Source organism: Lysobacter capsici (assembly GCF_018732085.1).
Taxonomy (GTDB): domain Bacteria; phylum Pseudomonadota; class Gammaproteobacteria; order Xanthomonadales; family Xanthomonadaceae; genus Lysobacter; species Lysobacter capsici_A.
Window position 1 is genome coordinate 5,791,214 of sequence record NZ_CP076103.1, and the last position, 21,867, is coordinate 5,813,080.

Annotated in this window: 24 protein-coding genes; 15 read left to right on the plus strand and 9 right to left on the minus strand. The window is 66.4% G+C overall.

Annotated elements, in window-relative coordinates; all coding sequences use genetic code 11:
* Positions 1–107 precede the first annotated feature (107 nt).
* From KME82_RS24015 to KME82_RS24025, 3 genes are all read left to right on the plus strand, one after another.
* Positions 108–542 (plus strand): hypothetical protein, encoded by a 435-nt coding sequence (locus KME82_RS24015; protein WP_215499193.1) that lies wholly within the window; start codon positions 108–110, stop codon positions 540–542.
* A complete protein-coding gene (locus tag KME82_RS24020) occupies positions 535–2,190 on the plus strand; it encodes a PA domain-containing protein (RefSeq protein WP_215496259.1) in 1,656 nt (551 codons plus the stop codon). Before KME82_RS24015 ends, KME82_RS24020 begins: the two co-directional genes overlap by 8 nt.
* A 177-nt stretch (positions 2,191–2,367) precedes the next feature.
* Entirely contained in the window at positions 2,368–2,616 is a 249-nt protein-coding gene (locus KME82_RS24025) for a hypothetical protein (protein ID WP_215496260.1), read from the plus strand.
* Positions 2,617–2,875: 259 nt separating this feature from the next.
* On the opposite strand, the gene KME82_RS24030 is transcribed toward KME82_RS24025, so the two are convergent.
* Together KME82_RS24030 and KME82_RS24035 are read right to left on the minus strand one after the other, a co-directional pair.
* Positions 2,876–4,465, minus strand: a complete 1,590-nt coding sequence (locus KME82_RS24030; protein ID WP_215496261.1) for a dipeptide ABC transporter ATP-binding protein — start codon at positions 4,463–4,465, stop codon at positions 2,876–2,878.
* Positions 4,462–5,307 (minus strand): ABC transporter permease, encoded by an 846-nt coding sequence (locus tag KME82_RS24035; RefSeq protein WP_215496262.1) that lies wholly within the window; start codon positions 5,305–5,307, stop codon positions 4,462–4,464. Before KME82_RS24035 ends, KME82_RS24030 begins: the two co-directional genes overlap by 4 nt.
* Positions 5,308–5,563: 256 nt before the next feature.
* On the opposite strand from KME82_RS24035, the gene KME82_RS24040 reads away from it, so the two are divergent.
* The 4 genes from KME82_RS24040 (at position 5,564) to KME82_RS24055 (ending at position 9,050) form a co-directional block, all read left to right on the plus strand.
* Positions 5,564–6,082, plus strand: a complete 519-nt coding sequence (locus KME82_RS24040; RefSeq protein WP_215496263.1) for an RrF2 family transcriptional regulator — start codon at positions 5,564–5,566, stop codon at positions 6,080–6,082.
* On the plus strand, positions 6,079–6,381 hold the full coding sequence (locus KME82_RS24045) for a hypothetical protein (protein ID WP_215496264.1): 303 nt from the start codon (positions 6,079–6,081) through the stop codon (positions 6,379–6,381). The genes KME82_RS24040 and KME82_RS24045 overlap by 4 nt, the downstream gene beginning before the upstream one ends.
* Before the next feature lie 170 nt (positions 6,382–6,551).
* A complete protein-coding gene (locus KME82_RS24050) occupies positions 6,552–8,012 on the plus strand; it encodes an OprO/OprP family phosphate-selective porin (protein ID WP_215496265.1) in 1,461 nt (486 codons plus the stop codon).
* 33 nt (positions 8,013–8,045) lie between these two features.
* The gene (locus KME82_RS24055) at positions 8,046–9,050 is read left to right on the plus strand and encodes a sulfate ABC transporter substrate-binding protein (protein ID WP_215496266.1); all 1,005 of its coding nucleotides are present in this window, start codon (positions 8,046–8,048) and stop codon (positions 9,048–9,050) included.
* Positions 9,051–9,251: 201 nt separating this feature from the next.
* Here the strand turns inward: KME82_RS24055 and KME82_RS24060 are convergent, their stop codons facing one another.
* The 3 genes from KME82_RS24060 to KME82_RS24070 all read right to left on the minus strand — a co-directional run bounded on the left by KME82_RS24060 (position 9,252) and on the right by KME82_RS24070 (position 10,970).
* A complete protein-coding gene (locus KME82_RS24060) occupies positions 9,252–9,728 on the minus strand; it encodes a hypothetical protein (RefSeq protein ID WP_215496267.1) in 477 nt (158 codons plus the stop codon).
* A 95-nt stretch (positions 9,729–9,823) separates the two neighbouring features.
* Positions 9,824–10,444, minus strand: coding sequence for a hypothetical protein (locus KME82_RS24065; RefSeq protein WP_215496268.1), 621 nt, complete (start codon positions 10,442–10,444; stop codon positions 9,824–9,826).
* 94 nt (positions 10,445–10,538) lie between these two features.
* Positions 10,539–10,970 carry a hypothetical protein gene (locus tag KME82_RS24070; RefSeq protein WP_215496269.1) on the minus strand — a complete coding sequence of 144 codons (432 nt, stop codon included), beginning with the start codon at positions 10,968–10,970 and terminating at the stop codon, positions 10,539–10,541.
* A 355-nt stretch (positions 10,971–11,325) separates the two neighbouring features.
* On the opposite strand from KME82_RS24070, the gene cysT reads away from it, so the two are divergent.
* From cysT to hemB, 4 genes are all read left to right on the plus strand, one after another.
* Complete coding sequence (gene cysT / locus KME82_RS24075; protein ID WP_215496270.1) at positions 11,326–12,192, plus strand: sulfate ABC transporter permease subunit CysT; 867 nt, start codon at positions 11,326–11,328, stop codon at positions 12,190–12,192.
* Entirely contained in the window at positions 12,185–13,060 is an 876-nt protein-coding gene (cysW, locus tag KME82_RS24080; RefSeq protein ID WP_215496271.1) for a sulfate ABC transporter permease subunit CysW, read from the plus strand. The genes cysT and cysW overlap by 8 nt, the downstream gene beginning before the upstream one ends.
* Before the next feature lie 88 nt (positions 13,061–13,148).
* Positions 13,149–14,192, plus strand: a complete 1,044-nt coding sequence (locus tag KME82_RS24085; RefSeq protein WP_215496272.1) for a sulfate/molybdate ABC transporter ATP-binding protein — start codon at positions 13,149–13,151, stop codon at positions 14,190–14,192.
* A 297-nt stretch (positions 14,193–14,489) separates the two neighbouring features.
* Positions 14,490–15,482, plus strand: a complete 993-nt coding sequence (gene hemB / locus KME82_RS24090) for a porphobilinogen synthase (protein WP_215496273.1) — start codon at positions 14,490–14,492, stop codon at positions 15,480–15,482.
* Positions 15,483–15,694: 212 nt separating this feature from the next.
* Here hemB and KME82_RS24095 read toward each other — a convergent pair whose 3' ends face one another.
* From KME82_RS24095 to KME82_RS24105, 3 genes are all read right to left on the minus strand, one after another.
* A complete protein-coding gene (locus KME82_RS24095; RefSeq protein ID WP_215496274.1) occupies positions 15,695–16,000 on the minus strand; it encodes a hypothetical protein in 306 nt (101 codons plus the stop codon).
* A gap of 355 nt (positions 16,001–16,355) precedes the next feature.
* Positions 16,356–16,697, minus strand: coding sequence for a hypothetical protein (locus KME82_RS24100; protein ID WP_215496275.1), 342 nt, complete (start codon positions 16,695–16,697; stop codon positions 16,356–16,358).
* Positions 16,694–17,599: a TolB family protein gene (locus KME82_RS24105; protein WP_215496276.1), complete on the minus strand. Its 906-nt coding sequence runs from the start codon at positions 17,597–17,599 to the stop codon at positions 16,694–16,696. Before KME82_RS24105 ends, KME82_RS24100 begins: the two co-directional genes overlap by 4 nt.
* A 363-nt stretch (positions 17,600–17,962) precedes the next feature.
* Here KME82_RS24105 and aroE point away from each other — a divergent pair, with 363 nt between their 5' ends.
* From aroE to KME82_RS24125, 4 genes are all read left to right on the plus strand, one after another.
* Complete coding sequence (gene aroE, locus KME82_RS24110; RefSeq protein ID WP_215496277.1) at positions 17,963–18,832, plus strand: shikimate dehydrogenase; 870 nt, start codon at positions 17,963–17,965, stop codon at positions 18,830–18,832.
* A 76-nt stretch (positions 18,833–18,908) separates the two neighbouring features.
* A complete protein-coding gene (locus KME82_RS24115) occupies positions 18,909–19,256 on the plus strand; it encodes a hypothetical protein (protein WP_215496278.1) in 348 nt (115 codons plus the stop codon).
* Between the two features lie 39 nt (positions 19,257–19,295).
* A complete protein-coding gene (locus KME82_RS24120; protein WP_215496279.1) occupies positions 19,296–19,634 on the plus strand; it encodes a DUF952 domain-containing protein in 339 nt (112 codons plus the stop codon).
* The gene (locus tag KME82_RS24125; RefSeq protein WP_215496280.1) at positions 19,631–19,894 is read left to right on the plus strand and encodes a YkgJ family cysteine cluster protein; all 264 of its coding nucleotides are present in this window, start codon (positions 19,631–19,633) and stop codon (positions 19,892–19,894) included. Before KME82_RS24120 ends, KME82_RS24125 begins: the two co-directional genes overlap by 4 nt.
* A 593-nt stretch (positions 19,895–20,487) precedes the next feature.
* On the opposite strand, the gene KME82_RS24130 is transcribed toward KME82_RS24125, so the two are convergent.
* Positions 20,488–21,831 carry a DUF58 domain-containing protein gene (locus KME82_RS24130; RefSeq protein ID WP_215499194.1) on the minus strand — a complete coding sequence of 448 codons (1,344 nt, stop codon included), beginning with the start codon at positions 21,829–21,831 and terminating at the stop codon, positions 20,488–20,490.
* Between the last annotated feature and the right edge of the window lie 36 nt (positions 21,832–21,867).

A 21,867-nucleotide genomic window follows, 5' to 3' on the forward strand; every position in this document is an offset into this window, starting at 1 on the left:
GTGCGCAAACTCGGGCGCGGTTGATGTTGTTTCAGCCAGATAACCGCATTCGTTCGTATAGAAACACCGTCCGAACGAGTCACCATTGCCAATTCTTAGGGGGATTGATCATGAGTACTCGCTTGAAAGTCGGGCTGTTATTGCCCGGCTTGCTCCTTGCCACCTGTTGCGTGGCCCAAGCCGCCGAACCGTCCACCTCGGGCGCATCGGTTTCCAGTTCCAAGGTCGGCATCGACGCAAACGGAAAACTGCGTCCGCTGACCGAAGCCGAGAGCCAGGCGCTCGACCAGGCTGCGGCGACGCAACAAAAGTCGACGGCGAAATCCAGCGCCATGCGCGGGACCTTCCCGGCCAATGCAAGCCAGGTACGCGCCACCGAGCGCCGCATGTCGAACGGCGCGGTCGCGCGCAAGATGCCGCTGTCGGAGATGAGCACGCTGACCGCCACCCGCGACGCGAACGGCAAGATCGTCATCCAGCACAGCGATCCCAGCGACGATGCCGCCCCCGCCACCCACCAGGGGGAGTTGCCGCGTGAATAAGTCACTGCTCGCCATTTCCATCGCACTCGCCGGCGCCTTCGCGCTCGCGCCGAGCGCGCAAGCCGCCAACCTCACCCTGATCAACGGCGACAACGGCACCGCCGTGGGCCTCAACGACCCGACCGCGGCCGCTCCGGTCGGCGGCAACCCGGGCGTTTCCATCGGCGAACAGCGCCGCATCGTCTACCAGTACGCGATGGATGCGTGGGGCGCGGTGCTGCAGAGCAACGTCGAGATCAAGGTGTACGCCACCTTCGCCCGCCTGACCTGTACCGCCACCGGCGGCACCCTCGGCGCGGCCGGCACCAACTGGATCCTCAACGACTTCCCCGGCTCGCGCCCGAACACGCTGTACCACTCCGCGCTCGCCGACGCGATCGCCGGCGAAGACCTCGTCCCCGATCCGGACGATCCGGCCGACATCTTCTCCCAGTTCAACGGCGACCTCGGCAAGCCCGACTGCCTGGCCGGCTCGGGCTGGTACCTGGGCCTGGACGGCAAGACCCCGGAAGGCAAGATCAACTTCCTCAACGTGGTCATGCACGAGCTCGGCCACGGCCTGGGCGCGCAGGGGTTCATCAACAAGAACACCGGCGCGCTGCTCGCGGGCCTGAGCGACGTCTACACCAGCAACGCCTACGACAACGTCCAGAACAAGGCCTTCAACGACCCGGCGATGACCGACGCGTTGCGCGCCACGGCCATGAAGACCCCGGGCCGCACGGTGTGGAACGGCGCTCAGGTCAACGCTCAGGCGCCGCTGGTCCTGGATCGGCGCACCGTGCTCAACGTGACCGCACCGGCCGCGGCCGCGGGCAGTTACGAAATCGGCTTCGCCGACTTCGGCCCGGCCCCGTCGGCGACCAGCTTCCCGGCCGGTCAGCTGGTGCTGGTCAACGACGGCGTCGCCGCGGCTTCGGTCAGCGACGGTTGCGAAACCCCGTTCGTCAACGCCGCCGCCATCGCCGGCAAGGTCGCGGTGATCGATCGCGGCACCTGCAACTTCGCGGTCAAGGCCAAGAACGCGCAGCTCAACGGCGCGGTCGCGGTGGTGATCGTCAACAACACCGGCGGCGTGGCGGGCATGGGCAACTCGGCTCCGCCGATCACCGACATCACCATTCCCACGGTGATGATCTCGCAGGGCGACGGTGCGTTGGTCAAGGCCAATCTGCCGGCGACGGCGGGCGCGCTGGTCGATCCGAACTTCCTGCAAGGCGCCGACCGCAATGGCCGCACGCGGCTATACGCGCCGACCGTCGTCGCGGTCGGCTCGACCTTCTCGCACTTCGACACCGACCTGCAGCCCAACGCGCTGATGGAACCGTTCGATACGCCGGAAGTGCAGGCCCAGTTCGACGTCGATCTGACCCCGGCGATGTTCGTCGACATCGGTTGGACGCTCAATCCGGGCAACGCGATCCTCGGCACCTGCGACACCACGGTCAAGGCGCTGGAAACGCCCGGCCTGATCATCGGCGCCAACATCACCGCCGAGAGCAAGCTGTGCGCGACTCATGCCCACGGCAGCCGTGCGCTCTACCTGCGTTGCATCTCCGATCACGCCACCGAGTTGCAGCAGATCGGCGCGATCACCACCACGCAGTTGGGCAAGGTGCGGCAGTGCGCGGCGACGGTGCGTCCGTAAGCCTCACGCTCCAGGCATCGTTATAGCGTTGCAAAAAACCGGCGCCGCGAGGCGCCGGTTTTCTTTGCGCCAGCTGAAAGCATGTCGGCGCCGGCGACCTGCGGCACTTGAATTCGCCGCCGCAGACGCTACGTTGCACCCACAAGGCCAATCCGGCCGCATGCGGAGTACGACACGATGGGATTGATCAGCCTGCTCTGGGGCATTTTCGCGCTGGCGTGGATGGTCCTGGCCCTGATTCCGTTGCTCGGCTGGGGCAACTGGTTTCTGATTCCGTTCGCCGCGGTCGGCGCGATCATCGCCGCGATCGGCCTGTTGTTCACCAAGTCGGAAAACAACGGCCGCGCCAAGACCGGCCTGCTGCTCAACGCCATCGTGATCGTGGTCGCGCTGGTCCGGCTCGGCATCGGCGGCGGCATCATCTGACGACGCGTTCGCGCTGCGCCGTCGCGATGGCGGCGGCGCAGCGACGACAAGGCGCAGTGACGATTTCCTGTATTCAAGCGCCGCGCCAAGACGGTCCACCGCTGCGGGCGCGAGCGCAAACCTCGACCCGGCGCAAATTCCCGAGGTCTTTTGTGGGAGGGGCTTTAGCCCCGACGCTTTCGGCTTAGACCGCCGATCACCTCGAACACAATTGCTTGATCGTCGCGCGTAGACCGCGCCGCCCACTCGAACCAGTTCGCTAGACCGGCCCAAGCACCGCCGGCCGCGCCGCCACCAACGCGCGCGTATGCGCATGCTGCGGCATCTTCAACACCTGCGCCGTCGGCCCAGTCTCGACGATGCGCCCGCCTTCGAGCACGGCGATACGCTCGGCCACCGCGGCCGCGGCGGCGAGATCGTGAGTCACGAACAACAACGCCAGCCCGCGTTCGCGCTTGAGCCGCGCGAGCAAGGCCAGGATCGACGCGCGATGATGCGCGTCCAGCGCCGACACCGCTTCGTCGCAGACCAACAGATCCGGCGAGGTCGCCAGCGCGCGCGCGATCGCGATGCGCTGGCGCTGACCGCCGGAGAACTGGTGCGGATACCGATCCAGCATCGCCTCGTCCAGCCCGACATCGCGCAGCAGTCCGGCGGCGCGCGCGCGACGTGCGTGCTTGTCCAGAGTTCCGTGGATGCGCAGCGGTTCGGCCACGATCTCGGCCACGCGCAGGCGCGGGTCGAGCGAGGCATACGGGTCCTGGAACACCACCCCGGTCCGCGCCCGCAACCGGCGCAAGGCCGCGGCGTCCAACGACCCCAGATCGATCCCCTCGATCGACACGCGTCCCTGTGCGCCGCGCAACAACCGCAGCAAGACACGACCCAAGGTGCTCTTGCCGCTGCCGCTTTCGCCGACCAGGGCCAGCCCTTGCCCGCGCCTGAGTTCGATATCGACCCCATCGAGCGCCGGCCGCGGCGCGCGCGGATAGTGCATCGACAAGGCTTCGCCGCGCAGCAGCGGCGGCGTGTCGTTATCGGCCTGCACCATCGGCTCGGGCGGCAAGGCATCGATCCGATCGGCGGCCAGCAGCTCGCGCGTATACGCATGCGCGGGCGATGCGAACACCGTCGCGGTGTCGCCGCGCTCGACCACCTCGCCACGCTGCAACACCAGCAACTGCTGCGCATACGCGCCCACCAGCGGCAGATCGTGGCTGATCAGCAGCAGCGCCAGGCCGTCCTCGCGGCGCAGCCGATCGAGCAGATCGAGAATGTCGCGGGCGATGCGCGCGTCCAGCGCCGAGGTCGGCTCATCGGCGATCAGCACCCGCGGCTGCGTCGCCAGGGCCAGCGCGATCGCGATGCGCTGACGCTGGCCGCCGGAAAACTGATGCGGATAGCGGCGCAGCGCCGCCGCCGGATCGGGCAGTTGCACCCGTTCGAGCAGCGCCTGCGCCTGAGCGCCGGCCGCCGCGGCCGACAAGCCGCGCACCACACGCAAGGTTTCGTTGAGCTGCGCGCCGATCCGGCGCAACGGATGCAAGGCCGCGAGCGGGTCCTGCGGCACCCAGGCCAGGGTGCGGCCGCGCAGCCGCGCATGCGCGGCGCTGGCGATCGCGACGTCGCTGCCGTCGATAGTCAAGCGCCCCTGCGCGCGCAGTTGCGCCGGCAACAGGCTGAGCAAGGCCAGCGCGGTCAGGCTCTTGCCGCTGCCGCTTTCGCCGACCACGCCGAGGCACTGGCCCGGATGCAGCTCCATATCGAGCGGCCCGAGCAAACGCCGCGATTGCGTCGCACTGCTGTCGACAGAAACTCTCAACCCATGCAGCGACACCAGCGCGCTCATGCGGCCGCGGCCTGGCGCGGCGCATCGCTCTGCGGCGAACGATGCACATCGAGCCAATCGCGCAGGCCGTCGCCGAGAAACTGGAACGCGGCCAATGTGGTCACCAGAAATCCCGCCGGAAACAACAAGGTCCACGGCGCGCTGTCGAGTTCCTGCACGCCTTCGGCGAGCAGGCCGCCCCAACTCGACGACGGCTCGTCGATCGACAGACCGAGAAAACCCAGAAAACTTTCGACCAGGATCGCCTGCGGCAGGATCAAGCCGAGGTACACGAATGCCAGCGGCATCAGGTTCGGCAGCACATGCCAGCGCAGGCGCTGGCCGAAACTCGCCCCGGCCGCCTGCGCCGCGAGCACGAACGGCGCCTCGCGCAGCCGCGCGGCCTCCGCGCGCATGACCCGGGCCAGATCGATCCAGACATAGCCGCCGATCGCCGCGAGCAACAGCAGCAGCGAACGTTCGAACAAGGTCAGCAGCAGGATCACCACCAGCAGGAACGGCAGCGCCGAAAACACGTCGAGCACCCGCACCATCAGCCGTTCGACCCAGCCGCCGGCGAGCCCGGCGATCGCGCCGTAACCCAGCCCGATCACCAACGCGACCACGCTCGCCAGCAAGCCGATGCCCAACGACAAGCGCCCGCCGGCCAGGGTGCGCGCGAACACGTCGCGGCCGATCGCGTCGGTGCCGAACCAATGCCCGGCGGTCCCGGGCCGGGCCGACAGCGCGTCCCAGTCGGGCAGGATCGGGCCGTAGCGGCCGAGCAGCGGCGCCAGCCAGCACAGCGCCGCCAGCGCGGCGAGTATCAATAGACAAGTGCGCGCCAGCGGCGGCAGGGACATGAGCGATCGCATTGCCGCGCATCGTACCCGCTCCAGCCCGCGCCGGAGCTGGGTTTCCCTCTGTAGGAGCGGCGCGAGCCGCGACCGCGAAACCACAGCTACGACGAAACCCTCGGCGTAACCGTGATGTCGCGGTCGCGGCTCGCGCCGCTCCTACAGTCCCCCCGGCACATGCCGGGTGGTCATAAGCAGATGAAGCAATACCTTTTCCCCTGGCCCGCGCACCCGGCGACATTCCCTACATGGTGAATGGGAAATGCTGACGATGAAGGCCAAGTACGCCCTGCGCGCGATGTGCGCGCTCGCGCGCGCCGAGCACGCCCGGCGCCCGACCGACCCCGCGCTCGCCCCGCGGCCGCGCCGCGAGCGGCTGCAGGCGCGCACCATCGCCGAACACAGCGGCGCCCCGAGCAAGTTCCTCGAAACCATCCTGGTCGACCTGCGCCAGGCCGGTTTCATCGACAGCCGCCGCGGCCAGAAGGGCGGCCACGCCCTCGCCCGCCCGGCCGACCAGATCATGGTCGGCGACCTGATCCGCGCCATCGACGGCCCATTGGCGCCGGTGCGCTGCGCCAGCGTCAGCGCCTACCAGGCCTGCGCCGACTGCCCCGACCCGGAGGCGTGCAGCCTGCGCTCGCTGATGCGCGAGGCGCGCGATGCGATCTCCGACGTGCTCGACCGCCGCAGCCTGCGCGAACTCGCGCTGGCCCCGGATTTCCTCGCCGCGCTGCCGATCGCCGATGCGACGCTCGGTCTCGATGGAGCGTTGTCGTGAACCGCGGCACGAACTCGGGAACGAAGCCAAAAGCCGCGTCGAAAACGGCGGCCGCGACGCGCAAACGCGCCGCCGCCGACGATGCGCAACAAGTCTCGACCGTGCGTTACCCGATCGCCCGCGATCCGGAACCCGAGATCAACATCGTCAACCTCAGCGATACCGAATACGTACTGTTGAACGCGGTGCGCGAACTGCGCGCGGGTCGGATCGAAGTCGTCATCCAGGGTTCGCGCATTGTCGAGATCACTCGCACCCAGCGGGTCGCAGTCGATGCGGCGCAGGAGTCGTGGGCGTAAGCAACACCGTCACTTGAGCGACCGCTCGCGGGGAAGCGGGCGGTCGTTCGCGACATCGCGGTCTAGGGGGTCGGCGCTGGGCATTCGCGCCTCGATGATCTACGCGTTTTTGTTGTCTCCACTCACCTCGTGGCCCCATCCACGTCCGTCATCGATCGAAGGAGCACGTCATGCAAACCCGGGTTCGACCTGCGCTCAACGCACGCACCGCGACCGTCTCGTTGTGGAGCGCGCTGGCCTGTGCGCTCGCCTTGCCCGCTCACGCGCAGTCGAACGAGCTCACCGTCGAGCAACTGGCCCAGCGCCTGCGCGCGATCGAACAACGCCTGGGCGGCGGCGACGCGGTCGCCAATGCGTCCGCCGACAGCGGCAATCTCAGCGATCTCGACCAACGCCTGCGGGTGATCGAACGCAAACTCGAACTGCAGGCCGAAGAAAACGCCGCGCGCGTCGCGAGCACGCCGGCTGTGTCGCTCAGCGCGAGCAAGGGCCTGTCGGTGAAATCGCCGCCGCCGGGCGATGTCGAACTCAAGTTCAAGGCGCTGGTCCAGGCCGACGGCCGTTTCTTCATCGGTGACGAACTACTGCCGCAGAACGACACCTTCCTGTTCCGCCGGATCATGCCGACCATCGAAGGCACCTGGGGTCCGTTGATCGGTTTCCGCCTCACGCCCGAATTCGCCGGCGACAGCGCGACCATCGCCGATGCGTATTTCGATCTGAAATTCGATCCGCGCGCGACCGTGCGGATCGGCAAGTTCAAGAGCCCGGTCGGCCTGGAACGCCTGCAATCCAGCGGTTCCACCGGCCTGATCGAACTGGGCCTGGCGTCCGAGCTCACGCCCAATCGCGACCTGGGCGTGCAGTTGCAGGGCGAACTCGCCGGCGCGACGGTGTCGTATGCGCTGGGCGTGTTCAACGGCGCGGTCGACGGCCGCGACAGCCCGACCGTCAATCCCGACAACGAATTCGAACTCGCCGGCCGGGTGTTCGTCGAACCGTGGAAGAACGCGAGCAACGCGCTGTCGGGCCTGGGCTTCGGCGTGGCCGCGAGCAGCGGCGACCGTCGCGGCAACGGCAATAATTTCCTGCCGCGCTACCGCACCCCGGGCCAGACCCAGTTCTTCAACTACCGCAGCGCGGTGCTCGCCGACGGCGCGCAGACGCGCTGGTCGCCGCAGGCGTTCTACTACCGCAACGGCCTGAGCCTGCTCGGCGAATACGTCAGCTCCAGCCAGGACGTGCGCGTCGGCGCGTTCGCCGACGAACTCGAACACACCGCCTGGCAACTCACGGCCGGTTACGTGCTGACCGGCGAAGACGCCGGCTACAAGGGCGTGGCCCGGCCTAACCAACCTTTTACGCTCGGTGCGGCAGGCTGGGGCGCGTTTGAACTGGTCGCACGCTACGGCCGCCTGGAGATCGACGACGACGCCTTCCCGCGTTACGCCGACCGCAACGCCGTCGCCGCGGCCGCGCGTTCGTGGGGACTGGGCTTGAACTGGTACCTGACCGGCAACCTCAAGCTCGTCGCCAACTACACCCAGACTCAGTTCGATGGCGGCGCCGCCGCCGGACGCGACCGCGAAGACGAAAAAGCCTTCTTCACCCGCGCCCAACTCGCATTCTGATTCGACCTCGCCCTTCCCTCACAGGAGCTACCGATGAAAACCGCACTCCGACTGACCCTGCTGGCCCTGGCGCTCGCCGCCGCGGGCACGGTCTCGGCCAAGGACACCGACCTGCTCAACGTGTCCTACGACCCCACCCGCGAGTTCTACGCCGAGGTCAATCAAGTCTTCGCCGCGCAATGGAAGCAACAGACCGGCGAAACCCTCAACATCCGCGCCTCGCACGGCGGCTCGGGCAAACAGGCGCGCGCGGTCGTCGATGGGCTGGAAGCCGACGTGGTCACCCTCGCCCTGGCCGGCGACATCGACACCATCGCCAACGCCAAGCAACTGCCCGCCAACTGGCAATCGCGTTTGCCGCATCAAAGCGCGCCCTACACCTCGACCATCGTGTTCCTGGTGCGCAAGGGCAACCCGAAAGGCATCAAGGATTGGGACGACCTGATCAAGCCCGGCGTCGCGGTCATCACCCCGAACCCGAAGACCTCCGGCGGCGCGCGCTGGAATTATCTGGCCGCGTGGGCCTACGCCTCGACCAAGTTCCGCGACGGCGACAAGGTCGTCGACTTCCTCACCAGCCTGTTCAAGAACGTCCCCGTGCTCGACACCGGCGCGCGCGGCTCGACCACCACCTTCGTCGACCGCAAGATCGGCGATGTGCTGATCGCCTGGGAAAACGAAGCGCTGCTGACCCTGGAGCAATCCAACACGCGAGGCCAGTTCGAAGTCGTCATCCCGAGCCTGAGCATCAAGGCCGAACCGCCGGTGGCCTGGGTCGACAAGAACGTCGACAAACACGGCACCCGCAAACAGGCCGAAGCCTACCTGCGTTTCCTCTACACCCCCGAAGGCCAGCGCCTGGCCGCCAAACACGGCTACCGCCCGGCCGAACCGGACAAGGTCCCGGCGGCGGAACTGGCGAAGTTCCCGGAGGTGAAGCAGGTGACCATCGACGGCGCGTTCGGCGGGTGGAAGAAGGCGCAGGCGGCGCATTTTTCGGATGGTGGGTTTTTTGACAAGATTTATTTACCGAAGTGATCGGCTGAAGCCCATTGCCACTCCAGCAACGATAAGGCCCGCTTCTGCGGGCTTTATCGTTTGCTGAAGTGTTCAAATCCGGCAAAACGCAACGAAACGCTCAATAAGCGACCCCAATAGTTCCATGGGACATCTTCGAAACCGATATATGCGCGGCTGGTCCATGCCGATCATCCTCGGTTTCGTTGCCTCCGATTGGCCCTACAGGGTCGATGAGCAGTCGGCTGCAATATCTATACCTTCGCGGTGCTTAAGTACAAATGCCTCGATGACATTTGGCCGAGTCGGAATGGGATCTTTTATAGGCTGCTCCCAGGACTCCTTTAATCGAGGATACAACCGCTCTCGAAACGATACGACATCTGGGGCGCGCTGATCCGCATCTACCATCGTAAGCACTGTCAGCACTATCGGCCCATTGATTAGCGTCAAGACCGGCACCCCTTTGCAATCGAATTGGATTGAATGCGACGCCGGATCGCCGGCTATCAATTCGATGCCCTTAAGCTTTAATGAAACTTCCGCATCGATGGCATCTCTACGAACTTGCGCGAACTCTACAGTCGTCAATGGCATGAATCTTTGAGGGGAAGCTTCAATAGATACCGGGAAAAAGATCCACGCTAGAGCAGCCAAGCAAAGTCCGACCGCAACACAGACAGCAATTGTTGTTTTCATTTTTGGTCACTCATCAGACCTCAGTTCGGAGCGGCCAACATCTCGGTCGCGCAGATGCGTCTATCGGACTCCATTGGAGGCAGCCTTATCATTCCTCATGGCGATGAATGATGCGAAAGGGATTTCATAGCCTGATCGAACCTGGGCTCCACTACAGCATTTGTCAGGTACTTGGCACCTTCAAAGTCGACGATGATCTTGGCATCCTGCGAACCTACGCGGTACACGAAAGACCCGATCCTCTGAAACACGCCATCAACATCGACTACAAGATCGCACACGCCCGAACCCTGCGCGTTGAATTCTGTCGGCGTCTCCAAAAACAAAGTGTATGCAGCACCGACCTCCAGAGGCACCTTGGAGCATAGGGACTTGTATTTGGCGCTCGGCTCATCCGTCGACTTGAGTTCTCTGACTGTTTTTACTTCCAGTGAGATCACATGGTTCGAATTGCAGACCTCTTCGCTCTGCCCACATTCGGCTCTCACACCTGTCACTTTCCCGGTAACGACGGCCTTTGCATTTTTGAACAACGTTTCTACTGACCTGTTTGCGGGCGAAGTCGTCCAGCCCGCGCCCGACGAACTTGCCAGCACAATAGCCAGGAACATCGAGATCTTCTTCATCATCCATTCCCCGTCACTACCCGCACTTGCCCGCAGCCAGGAGAGCACAGACGCGCACGTTGCCCCGAATGGCTGGCGGATTGCGGTCATGAGGCGATCCTCGGTGACCGCTGTGAAGCCTAACTGACCAACACAGATCGTGGACAGAGCGTTTTTTACTGCTTTGGCCTTGTATCTCTGTTTTCTACAATCCCAGATTGCTTTCTTTTGTCATGACTCGAGCAACCTGGCCATCTTGATCGAACACCACGATGATTCTCGTGGTTTTCGTGACCGTATCCACCGGCGGCTCGGAAACGAAAAACGTGAGGGTAGGCGATTTGAGCGCCTCCTCCTGAATCAATTCAGTTGGCAAGGCTGATGTATCGCTCAGCGGCGGGTTGAATGTGAATTCCATGCCGCGGCTTTTCAGCAGAAGTTCGATGCTGGCGCGAGTCTCACCGACTCCAATTCCTTCAATCGCAGCCTCAGCGGACCCATGCCTTTGGCAAGAAGCCGAGGAGATGCTGAAAAACGCCAATAGCAATCCATGGATAGCGCGTTTCAACGAGTAAGCTCCTGTGGTTCGCACTGCGTTCCAGTTGCACAGCAATCCGACAGCCGGCTTGAGCGTCATCGAAATACTCCCCCTGATGCCAGATCAATGACTGTCAGCGTACATCCGACAGCGCGCTCGTTCAGTACGAGCACCTCGACTGAACGCTCGCAGCAAGTTCGTTAGCCCGACCCAGTTTGTCGGAACGATCCCACTTTGTGTATTTCGGAGCCAATCTTTGTCAGCCCTATGGCTCAGCCATTGGTCTAGTGCTCGGCCGCCCCATTCACCCCATTCGAACCCCGGCCCGACCATGCTCGCCCCCCCATATCTCCATCGCGCACCTAGAAACAACCAACGCGCATTTCCCAGGAACCCCCGGAACGCGATAGCGTCCAACCCCTCTGTCCCCACAACACGTTGCCGCCCACGCCACATGAGCGAGCAAGTCCTTACTCTGCCGACCTCCGCCACCCGCTGGCGCCGGCCGTTGCCCGGTCTCGGGCTCGGGCTGGGCCTCGGGCTGACCTGGCTCGGCCTGATCGTCCTGCTGCCGCTGGCCGCGCTGATCCTGCGCTCGGGCGGGCTCGGCTTCGCCGGCTGGCTGCGCGCGATCTCCGATCCGCGCGTGATCGCCTCGCTCAAGGTCAGCTTCGGCGCCGCCTTCATCGCCGCGGTCGTGGCGCTGGTGTTCGGCGCGGTGATCGCCTGGGTGCTGGTGCGCTATCGCTTCCCGGGCCGGCGCCTGATGGACGCGATGGTCGATCTGCCGTTCGCGCTGCCGACCGCGGTCGCCGGCATCACCCTGGCCGCGATTTACGACCAGAACGGCTGGGTCGGCCAATGGCTGCAGCCGTTTGGCATCCAGTTGGTCAACAACGTCGCTGGCATCGTGATCGCACTGATCTTCATCGGCCTGCCGTTCGCGGTGCGCACGGTGCAGCCGGTGCTGGAAACCCTCGGCCGCGAGCAGGAGGAAGCGGCGATCTCGCTCGGCGCCTCGCGCCTGACCGCGCTGCGGCGGGTGATCCTGCCCGAGCTGCTGCCGGCGCTGCTGACCGGGTTCTCGCTGGCGTTCGCGCGCGGGCTGGGCGAATTCGGCTCGGTCATTTTCATCGCCGGCAACTTGCCGATGAAGACCGAGATCGCGCCGCTGCTGATCACCATCCGCCTGGAAGAGGACGGCGGCGTCACCGCCGCGATCGTGCTGGCGACCTTGCTGCTTCTGATGTCGTTCGCGTGCCTGGTCGCGATCAACGCCGCCTCGACCTTGTTCGCCCACGGGAATCGCCGCGATGGCTGACGCCTCCCTTCCGCCCGCGCGCGATCCGCTGCAGGAACCGGCCTGGGTACGCTGGACCCTGATCGGTCTGGCGGCCGCGATCATGCTGTTGATCGTGGTCATGCCGTTGTTGATGCTGCTCGGCGCCGCGTTCGGCAGCGGGCTCAAGGTCTGGTTCGCCGCGGTCAGCGAGCCGCACACGATCGACGCGCTCAAGCTCACCTTGCTCACCGCCGCGATCGTGGTGCCGGTCAATGCGATCTGCGGCGTGTTCACCGCCTGGGCGGTGACCCGTTTCGAATTCCGCGGCAAACGCACCTTGATGGCGCTGATCGACCTGCCGTTCGCGGTGTCGCCGGTGGTCGCGGGCCTGTGCCTGGTGCTGTTGTTCAGCCCGACCCACGGTTACTTCGCCGACCTGCTCAATCACTACGACATCAAGATCCTGTTCGCCACGCCCGGGATCGTGCTGGCGACCATGTTCGTGACCTTCCCGTTCGTGGTGCGCGAGCTGATCCCGCTGATGGAGCAGCAAGGCAGCGACGAGGAACTCGCCGCGCGCTCGCTCGGCGCCAACGCCTGGACCATGTTCTTCCGCGTGACCCTGCCCAACATCAAATGGGGCCTGCTGTACGGCGTGTTGTTGTGCAGCGCGCGCGCGATGGGCGAGTTCGGCGCGGTGACGGTGGTGTCGGGCAACGTCATGGGCCAGACCAATACGCTCTCGCTGCATGTCGAGGTGTTGTACAAGCAGATGGGCGGCGAAGCGGCGGCGGCGTTCGCGGTGGCGTCGTTGCTGGCCGGCCTGGCCCTGGTCACCTTGGTGGTCAAGATCTGGCTGGAAGCGCGGCACGGCGACGCGCTCGCGCGCTCGCATCGGCGGCATTGAGTCGAGCGATCGACTTAAACAACCACCGACACACTCATTCACTCACTCGTTCTGATTTACCGCTCCGGTTCACTAGGTATCGCCACGAATGGATCTGCATCTCAAAGCCATCGCCAAGCGTTATGCGAACGTCGCCGCGCTCGACTCGGTCGATCTCGACGTCGCCTCGGGCGAGCTGGTCGCGTTGCTGGGGCCGTCGGGCTCGGGCAAGACCACGCTGCTGCGCGTGATCGCCGGCCTGCTGCAGCCCGATTCGGGGCGGTTGCTGTTCGGCGAACACGACGCGACCCGGTTGAGCCTGCGCGAACGCAATGTCGGTTTCGTGTTCCAGCACTACGCCTTGTTCAAGCACATGACCGTGGCCGAGAACATCGCCTTCGGCCTGCGCAGCCGGCCGCGCGCGCGGCGACCGGACAAGGCGACGATCGCCAAGCGGGTGCAGGAATTGCTGAGCCTGATCCAGTTGCCGGAACTCGGCGCGCGCTATCCCGAACAACTGTCCGGCGGGCAGAAGCAGCGCGTGGCGCTGGCGCGCGCGCTGGCGATCGACCCGACCGTGCTGCTGCTCGACGAACCCTTCGGCGCGCTCGACGCCAAGGTGCGGGTGGAACTGCGGCGTTGGCTGCGGCGTCTGCACGAACACACCGGGCAGACCACTTTGTTCGTCACCCACGATCAGGAAGAAGCGCTGGAGCTGGCCGATCGCGTGGTCGTGCTCAAGGACGGCCGGATCGAGCAGATCGGCACGCCTGACGAGATCTACAGCGCGCCGGCCTCGGCCTACGTGTTCGATTTCATCGGCCGCGCCAACGTCATCGAGGGCCAGACCGAGGGCGGCGAGCTGTCGGTCAACGGCCACGCCCTGCGCCTGCCGGTGGACGGCAGCAGCCGCAGCCGCGCGCGCCTGTATGTGCGCCCGCACGACATCGCCCTGGTCGGCGAGGGCGAAGGCCTGCCGGCGCGGGTGATTTCCTCGCATCGCCTGGCCGAGCGGATCACCCTGGAACTGGTGGTCGAAGGCCAGACGCGCCCGCTGGAACTGGACCTGGTGGCGACGCCCGACGCGGTGACCCCGGCCTCGGGCAGCACGGTGCATGTGCGGCCGTTGCGGTATCGGGTGTATTCGGAATAAGCCGTACAGAGCCCCTCTCCCGCAAAGCGGGATAGGGAGTTTCGGAATAGGCCGTACTAGAGCCCCTCTCCCGCGAAGCGGGAGAGGGGTTGGGGTGAGGGCACGCGGCATCGGACGATCGCGCCTGCGCCTTCATCACCCTCACCCCGGCCCTCTCCCGCGAGCGGGAGAGGGAGACAAGCCGGTTGATCGTGTTGAACGCGCGATGGCTTGCCCGATCTGGCAGAACACAGCATCGCCCCCCGCCCGCGACCCGCGGTCGCAGGCCCCGCCCCCGCGCGGGAGTAAACTAGCCCCATGACCTATCCCCACTCGCGCCCGCGGCGGATGCGCCGCGACGACTTCTCTCGCCGCTTGATGCGCGAGACCGTCCTCACCGCCAACGACCTGATCTATCCGGTCTTCGTCCACGAACTCGACGGCCGCGCGCCGGTCGGCTCCATGCCCGGCATCGAACGCCTGTCGATCGACGAACTGCTGCGCGTGGCCGAACGCGCGAGCGAGTTGCGGGTGCCCGCACTCGCGCTGTTTCCGGTCACCGCGCCGGATGCGAAGTCGCTCGACGCCGCCGCCGCGTGGGACGACGACGGCCTGTGCCAACGCGCGATCCGCGCGCTCAAGCAACGCTTCCCGGAGCTGGGCGTGATCACCGACGTCGCCCTCGATCCGTACACCACGCACGGCCAGGACGGTCTGGTCGACGACAGCGGCTACGTCATGAACGACGAAACCGTCGAGGCGCTGGTCAAGCAGGCGCTGTCGCACGCCGTCGCCGGGGCCGACGTGGTCGCGCCCAGCGACATGATGGACGGCCGCATCGGCCAGATCCGCAACGCGCTGGAACGCGACGGCCACATCCACACCCGCATCCTGGCCTACAGCGCCAAGTACGCATCGAGTTTCTACGGCCCGTTCCGCGATGCGGTCGGCTCGGCCGGTGCGCTCGGCAAGGGCAACAAGTACACCTACCAGATGGACCCGGCCAACAGCGACGAAGCGATGCGCGAGATCGCGCTCGATCTCGACGAAGGCGCCGACATGATCATGGTCAAGCCGGGCATGCCCTACCTCGACATCGTGCGCCGCGCGAAGGACGAATTCGGCGCGCCGACCTTCGTCTATCAAGTCAGCGGCGAGTACGCGATGCTGCGCGCGGCCATTCAGAACGGCTGGCTGGACGAACGCGGCTGCGTGCTTGAGGCACTGACCTCGATCAAGCGCGCCGGCGCCGACGGTGTGTTGACCTACTTCGCGCTGGATGCGGCGCAGTGGCTGCGCGAAGCGAACTGAGCCGCATCAATACGGCGGTTGCGGCGCGCGCAGGCATCCCTGTGTGCGCACGCGATGCGAGCTGCCCGATTTCAATCAACCGGCATTGATCCTGGGCGTGAATTTGAACGCCGCGTCCGTGTTCGCGGCGTCCGGATTCGATCAAGGGCAATCGGCGCGACCTTGCGCGCCGCAAATCGCCGCGAGGCCCGAAGGCCCCGCGGCAACCTGCATCAATACGGATAGAACGTGCAGAACTCCGTCACCGTCACGTTCAACTGCGACGCATAACCTTGCAGTTGGCCCTGGCAATCGCTCTGGGTGATCGCAGTGATGTGCTCGTAATGGAAGGTGTAGGTCACCGTGGTGCCGTTCGGACCGGGCACGCTATGCGGGTCGGCCCAACGCACCGTGGCTTTCCACACGCCGAACGGCTGCGGCGGCTGCGGCTTGACCGGAAGACCGCCGGGCGGGGCCGCCATGACCGGCGCCGCCAACAGCAACATCGAGAACAGCAGACCCCCAAAACTACGTTTCATGTTGCTCATAAAGATCCTTTTTATTGCCACACGACGTGGCGGGGGAAGGATAGCGGCGTGCGTCGCGATCGCGATTCGCGACGGCGTCGCGATACGCGCACGGCCGATAAGCGGCGAGCCATCCGCGACTAGCGGAAACGCGCAAACGCAATCCTCCGACGAACGGCCGGTCGCTCGTGTTGCAATGCGGCGCAGGCCGAACGCCAGCGCAACAGCGGCGCTCGCGCGCGTGCGTTCATGCGTTCGCATTGCGTGCGGGGACGCGAGGTACTGCGTCGTGCAGCGAAGCGGATGTTGCGCGCACGAAACAATTCATCGCCGGCGGTTGCGGCCTCGACGAACTGTGCGCGATGGCTCAGATTTCGACGATGCAGATCGGCGCGTCGGGTTGACTACCGATCAAGCGCGCCAGTTCGATCGCGTCGTCGAGGCATTCGTCGGGTTGATGGAAGGCGGAGAGGAGGTCGTAACCGTCGTCGCCGCCGGGCTCGCGGCCGTCCCGCAGACTCAGCTCGATGCAGGTCCAGTCGATGACATCCTCCAGCGCGGATGCGTGCGGCCCCACCACGCCGACGTAACTCACACCGTCGCGCAGCCATTGTTCGACCGATTGTTCGATGGCGCGTGCGAGCGTGGCAAGGTCGTCGCCGCGCGAATGCACCACCACTTTCTTTGCGTAGGCGCTGTCGCGAATCACCGCGCCGCGTTCGCCACGCAGCCGTCCTTGCCGGTCGCGGCCGGCGCCTTCATCCGATACAGGTCCATCTTGCCGGCCTTCGGCGCCTTGGCCGAACCGCTGACCACCAGTTCGCCCGGCTTGTTCCAGTCGACCGCCGGGCCGAGCGTATATCCCTCGGCCGTATTGAACGACAACGCCAACGGCGTCGCCTCGCCATAGCGCGAACCATCGCATTGCGCGAGGTACAGCCGGATCGGATCGTGCTCGACGTCGCTCGAACGCGCGAACACGATGGCGCGGCCATCGCCGAGCCAGGCCGCGTCGAATTCGTCGGCGGCGGTGTTCACGCCCGGCACCGGCCTGGGGTCGGCGAACGCGCGGCCGTTCCAGGTCGCGACGAACAGATCGTGCCGGCCCGCGCCGCCGAACCCGTTGCTGGCGAACAGCAGATGCTTGCCGTCGCGGCTCGGCGTCGGCGCCCATTCGTCGCCGCGGCTGTTGACGCCGGGGCCGAGGTTTTCGGCCGGGCCGTAGCTGCCGTCGGCCTGCACCGGCGCGCGATACAGATCGTCGCCGCCGCGGCCGCCGGGCCGGTTGGAGAAGAAGTACAGCCAGCGGCCGTCGGCGCTGAACAAAGGATCGAAATCGTTCGACACCGAGTTGATCGACAGCGGTTCGGGCTGTTGCCAGCGGCCGTCGATCAGCCGCGCCTGCCACAGGTCCCAGCCGCCCGCGCCGCCCTTGCGGTCGGTGCTGCCCCAGACGATGCGCTGGCCGTCGGGGCGGATCGCGCCGCGCACTTCGCTGTGTGGGGTGGAGACCACGCCCATGCCTTCGATGCCGAATTCCGACAGGGCGAAGGCGCTGCCGGCGAGGGTGCAGCCCAGCATCAGGCTCAGACGGGAGATGGCGGTGCGCATGGGACCTGGGCTCGCGACGGGAGCTGGGAGTTTAGTCCGGCGGTGCGGTCCGCTGTCGTGGTCGGACGCGGCCTTGTGGCGTTGGCATCGCGGCCCGCGCCTCGACCGCACGGCCGTTGGTCACCGGGCGGCCATGCGCCTGGGTCCCGGACGATGCGCCGATCACTGGAATTCACAATCGACGCACATCCCACTGTGCGCAGTCGAAACGCCACCCGTGCGGTCCGTGCCGGGTCGGCGGCCGGCGCCCGCGGCGCGCTGGTCAGCCCGCGGTCGAGGAGTAGACTTCGGGGCAACCGGACCCTGGCGCGCCGCTCGGTGCGTCTCCCCCAGGAAGGGTCATCCGTCCAGAGAGGCGCCTGCATGTCGATCGATTCAAATTCGTCCAGCCCGGTCCTGCGTTACGCGGTGTTCGGCCACCCGGTCGCGCACTCGCTGTCGCCGCGCATCCATGCCGCGTTCGCGCGGCAGTTCGGGATCGGGCTGGAGTACACCGCGATCGATGCCGCGCCGGAACGTTTCGACGTCGCCCTGGCCGAGTTCGCCGCCGAAGGCGGGCTCGGCGCCAACATCACCTTGCCGCTGAAGACCCGCGCGGCGAGCATCTGCTCGCAATTGAGCGAGCGCGCCCAGCGCGCCGGCGCGGTCAACACCCTGATCCGCAGCGCCACCGGCTGGGAAGGCGACAACACCGACGGCATCGGCCTGATCCGCGACCTCACCGAACGCCACGGCCTGGACCTGCGTTCGCGCCGCACCCTGCTGATCGGTGCCGGCGGCGCCGCGCGCGGCGTGGCGCCGGCGCTGCTCGATGCCGGCATCGGCGATCTGTACATCGTCAACCGCACGCCCGAGCGCGCCGACGCGCTGGCCGATGCGCTGGGCCTGCCGGGCCGGGTGCATCCGCGCTATCTCGCCGACGTCAACACGCTGGGCAATTTCGATCTGATCATCAACGCGACCTCGGCCGCGCGCATCGACGCGATGCCGACCCTGCCGATGAGCCTGGCCACGCCGCGCACCGCGGCGGTGGACCTGAGCTACGGCGAAGTGGCGGTGCCGTTCCTCGCGTGGGCCAAGGTCGCCGGCGCGCACGATCGCGTCGACGGCCTGGGCATGCTGGTCGAACAGGCCGCCGAGAGTTTCGAACGCTGGCACCGCAAGCGGCCGGACACCGATCCGGTGTATGCGCAGCTGCGACAGGGTGCGATGGCCCTGGTCACCGCCGACTGATACCTGTTGAAGTTCGCGCCGTTCTGTCGCCGTGCGCGACCGGGCCGGCGCGCCGGCCCCGCCTCTGGAAACGACAATGGATTCCGCTCCCCTGTTCGCGGCGCTGATCGGCCCGTTATTGCACATCGCGCCGCACCTGCTGGCTTGTGCGGTGGGCTTGTTGTTGTGTCTGCTGCGGCGACGCGAACTCGGCACGGCCGGCCTGTACGGCGGCTTGGGCTTCGGCTTGCACATCGGCGGGTCGCTGGTGGGTCTGGGCGGCCAAGCCTGGTCGATGTGGGCCAGAGAGTACGCCGCGGCCCCTGTGTCCTCGATCGCATCGGGCCTGACCGTGTTCATCGTCATCGCGACCGTGCTCCACACGATCGCCATGGGGCTGCTGGTCGCCGCGATTGTGGCGCGGCGGCCGGCGCAGTCGGCATGAGCGCCATCGAACGCGCCTGGCTCTGCTGAGGCAGCATCCATGTCCACGCACGCCGACCCAACCTGTCCCGCCACCGTCTACCACTTCGCCGATCCGGCCGACTGGGCGCGAGCGCAGACCGCCGGCACCTATGCGCCCGACGCGCTGCAACGCGACGGTTTTCTGCATTGCGCGACCCAGGCGCAGTTGGCCGGCGTGATCGAACGTCATCAACGCGGCCGTGGCGCGCGGGTATTGTTGACCCTGGACGCCGCCGCACTGGGCGATGCGTTGCGCTACTACTGGAGCGAGCGCAGCGGCGATCACTTTCCGCATGTGTATGGACCGATCGCGCTAGCGGCGGTGCATTCGGCCGAAGCGTTCCTCGCGCCACCGTGAACGCGATCTGCCGCGACCGCTGCGGCGCGTGCTGCATCGCGCCGTCGATCACCTCGCCGATTCCGGGCATGCCGGACGGCAAACCGGCCGGGGTCGCCTGCGTGCAGCTCGACGAGCAACTGCGCTGCCGGTTGTTCGGCAAACCCGAGCGGCCGAAGTTTTGCGGGTCGCTGCAGCCTTCGTTCGAGATGTGCGGGGGTGATCGCGGCGAGGCGATGAGGGCGTTGTCTGCGTTGGAGCGGATGACCGCGCCGGGTTGAGGTTCGCTGCGTGACTCGCTGCAAAATTCGTCGCGACGGCTTTTGCTGTTGCCCCCTTTGACAAAGGGGGCGAACGGCCGCGCAGCGGACGTGGGGGATTTGCTTTTGCTGTTGCTTCTTTCAGGAGCAAAAGCACCCCCCCCCTTTTTCAAACGGGGGGAAGAGCAGTTGCGAATGTGCGTGGGACAGACTCGTGCCTCGGGCCGGATTCGGCCGAGCTAAGTGAGGATTCGAATCGCAACGGCCATTGCTGTTGCCCTCTTTGACAAAGGGGGCGAACGGCCGCGCAGCGGACGTGGGGGATTTGCTTTTGCTGTTGCTTCTTTCAGGAGCAAAAGCAAATCCCCCTACCCTCCTTTTTCAAAGGGGGAAAGAGCAGTTGCGAATATGCGTGAGACAGACTCGTGCGTCGGGCCGGATTCGGCCGAGCTAAGTGAGGATTCGAATCGCGACGGCTTTTGCTGTTGCCCCCTTTGACAAAGGGGGCGAACGGCCGCGCAGCGGACGTGGGGGATTTGCTTTTGCTGTTGCTTCTTTCAGGAGCAAGAGCGAACCCCCACGCACCCTTTTGCAAAGGGGGAAAAGCAAATGCTTTACAGCAACCCGTCGCGCTTGACCGCGAGGTACTTCTCCACCAGCGACGCGGCCAGCTGATCGCAGCTCACGTCCAGCACCATCACGCCGTGGTTACGCAACGCTTCGTGGGCGGCCACGCGCAGCTCCAGGTATTGCGCGGTCGCGCCGGCGCGGATCGCGCCGGACAGGTCTTCGACGTCTTCGTTCAAGGCCTGGTCGAGCGAGCCTTCGCGCAGGCTCGCCACGCACACCAGGTGCCGGCCGCGCAGCATGCGCACCGCGGCGAGCAGGTCGTCCATGTCTTCGTCGCGCAGGTTGGTCACCAGCATCACCAGCGAACGCCGGCGCTGGCGCAGCGACAGTTCGGTCGCCGCGGCCAGGAAGTCGGTCGCGATCGGCTGCGGCTGCAAGGCGTAACTGGCGCGCAGCAGGTTGTCGATCGCGCCGACGCCGCGCTGCGGCGGCACCCAGCGGCTTTCGCCGCCGCTGGCGAGCAGGCCCACGCCGTCGCCCTGGCGCAGCGCGAGATACGCCACCACCAGAGCCGCATCGAGCACATGATCGAAATGCGAATGCTCGCCGTCGCGCGCCATCAGGCGGCGGCCGGTATCGAGCATCAGCACCAGCTGCTGATTGCGTTCGTCCTGGTACTCGCGCGAGATCAGCCGGCGCGCGCGCGCGGTCGCCTTCCAGTCGATCTGGCGAAGGCTGTCGCCGACGCGGTACTCGCGCATCTGATGGAAGTCGGTGCCTTCGCCGCGACGGCGCTTGACGTGCGCACCGACCAGGCGCGAGGCCTGTTCGGCGCTGAACATCGCAAACTTGGCCAACGGCGCGAAGTTCGGAAACACGCGCACGCGCTGCAGGTCGCCGGACACCCGCGACTGCCACCACAGGCCCCACGGCGAATGCAGGCGCAGCTGCACGCCGTCGAACTGGAAATCGCCGCGGATATTGGCGCGCAGTTCGTAGTCGAAACTCGCGCTCTCGCCGCGGCGCAGGTCGAGCCGGCGCGGCAGGTTGCGCAGCGACCAGCCGCCGGGATGCAGGTCGAACGCGTCCAGCCGTTGCCGGCGCGCGGCGGTCTCGAAGGTCAGACTGACCGGGCGTTCGACGCCGATCGCCCAGGTGTCGTGCATGCGCCGCGCGACCGTCGGGGTCGGCGCGCGCAGCAATCGCAACAGATCGACGATCAGGATCAGCGCGATCAACGCGGTCAGCCACTGCCACACCGACGGCGCCAGCCAGCCCGCGCTCGCGGCCAGACCGACCGCCGACCACGGCACGGCCAGCCAGGCCCAGCGCGGCGACGGCCGCGCCCAGCCGCGTCGCGGCAGCGCGCGATCGCGCGGCACCGACATCGCGGCGACCGGCGAGGCGACGGGCAACGGCGGCGG

Coding starts and splice junctions, on each gene's coding strand:
- KME82_RS24065 (WP_215496268.1), bottom strand. CDS start 10,444: ATGACCGCAATCCGCCAGCCATTCGGGGCAACGTGCGCGTCTGTGCTC.
- KME82_RS24120 (WP_215496279.1), top strand. CDS start 19,296: ATGTCCACGCACGCCGACCCAACCTGTCCCGCCACCGTCTACCACTTC.
- KME82_RS24085 (WP_215496272.1), top strand. CDS start 13,149: ATGGATCTGCATCTCAAAGCCATCGCCAAGCGTTATGCGAACGTCGCC.
- KME82_RS24060 (WP_215496267.1), bottom strand. CDS start 9,728: ATGAAAACAACAATTGCTGTCTGTGTTGCGGTCGGACTTTGCTTGGCT.
- KME82_RS24055 (WP_215496266.1), top strand. CDS start 8,046: ATGAAAACCGCACTCCGACTGACCCTGCTGGCCCTGGCGCTCGCCGCC.
- cysT (WP_215496270.1), top strand. CDS start 11,326: ATGAGCGAGCAAGTCCTTACTCTGCCGACCTCCGCCACCCGCTGGCGC.
- KME82_RS24115 (WP_215496278.1), top strand. CDS start 18,909: ATGGATTCCGCTCCCCTGTTCGCGGCGCTGATCGGCCCGTTATTGCAC.
- hemB (WP_215496273.1), top strand. CDS start 14,490: ATGACCTATCCCCACTCGCGCCCGCGGCGGATGCGCCGCGACGACTTC.
- KME82_RS24030 (WP_215496261.1), bottom strand. CDS start 4,465: ATGAGCGCGCTGGTGTCGCTGCATGGGTTGAGAGTTTCTGTCGACAGC.
- KME82_RS24095 (WP_215496274.1), bottom strand. CDS start 16,000: ATGAAACGTAGTTTTGGGGGTCTGCTGTTCTCGATGTTGCTGTTGGCG.
- KME82_RS24130 (WP_215499194.1), bottom strand. CDS start 21,831: ATGTCGGTGCCGCGCGATCGCGCGCTGCCGCGACGCGGCTGGGCGCGG.
- cysW (WP_215496271.1), top strand. CDS start 12,185: ATGGCTGACGCCTCCCTTCCGCCCGCGCGCGATCCGCTGCAGGAACCG.
- KME82_RS24040 (WP_215496263.1), top strand. CDS start 5,564: ATGCTGACGATGAAGGCCAAGTACGCCCTGCGCGCGATGTGCGCGCTC.
- KME82_RS24050 (WP_215496265.1), top strand. CDS start 6,552: ATGCAAACCCGGGTTCGACCTGCGCTCAACGCACGCACCGCGACCGTC.
- KME82_RS24025 (WP_215496260.1), top strand. CDS start 2,368: ATGGGATTGATCAGCCTGCTCTGGGGCATTTTCGCGCTGGCGTGGATG.
- aroE (WP_215496277.1), top strand. CDS start 17,963: ATGTCGATCGATTCAAATTCGTCCAGCCCGGTCCTGCGTTACGCGGTG.
- KME82_RS24105 (WP_215496276.1), bottom strand. CDS start 17,599: ATGCGCACCGCCATCTCCCGTCTGAGCCTGATGCTGGGCTGCACCCTC.
- KME82_RS24070 (WP_215496269.1), bottom strand. CDS start 10,970: ATGACGCTCAAGCCGGCTGTCGGATTGCTGTGCAACTGGAACGCAGTG.
- KME82_RS24035 (WP_215496262.1), bottom strand. CDS start 5,307: ATGTCCCTGCCGCCGCTGGCGCGCACTTGTCTATTGATACTCGCCGCG.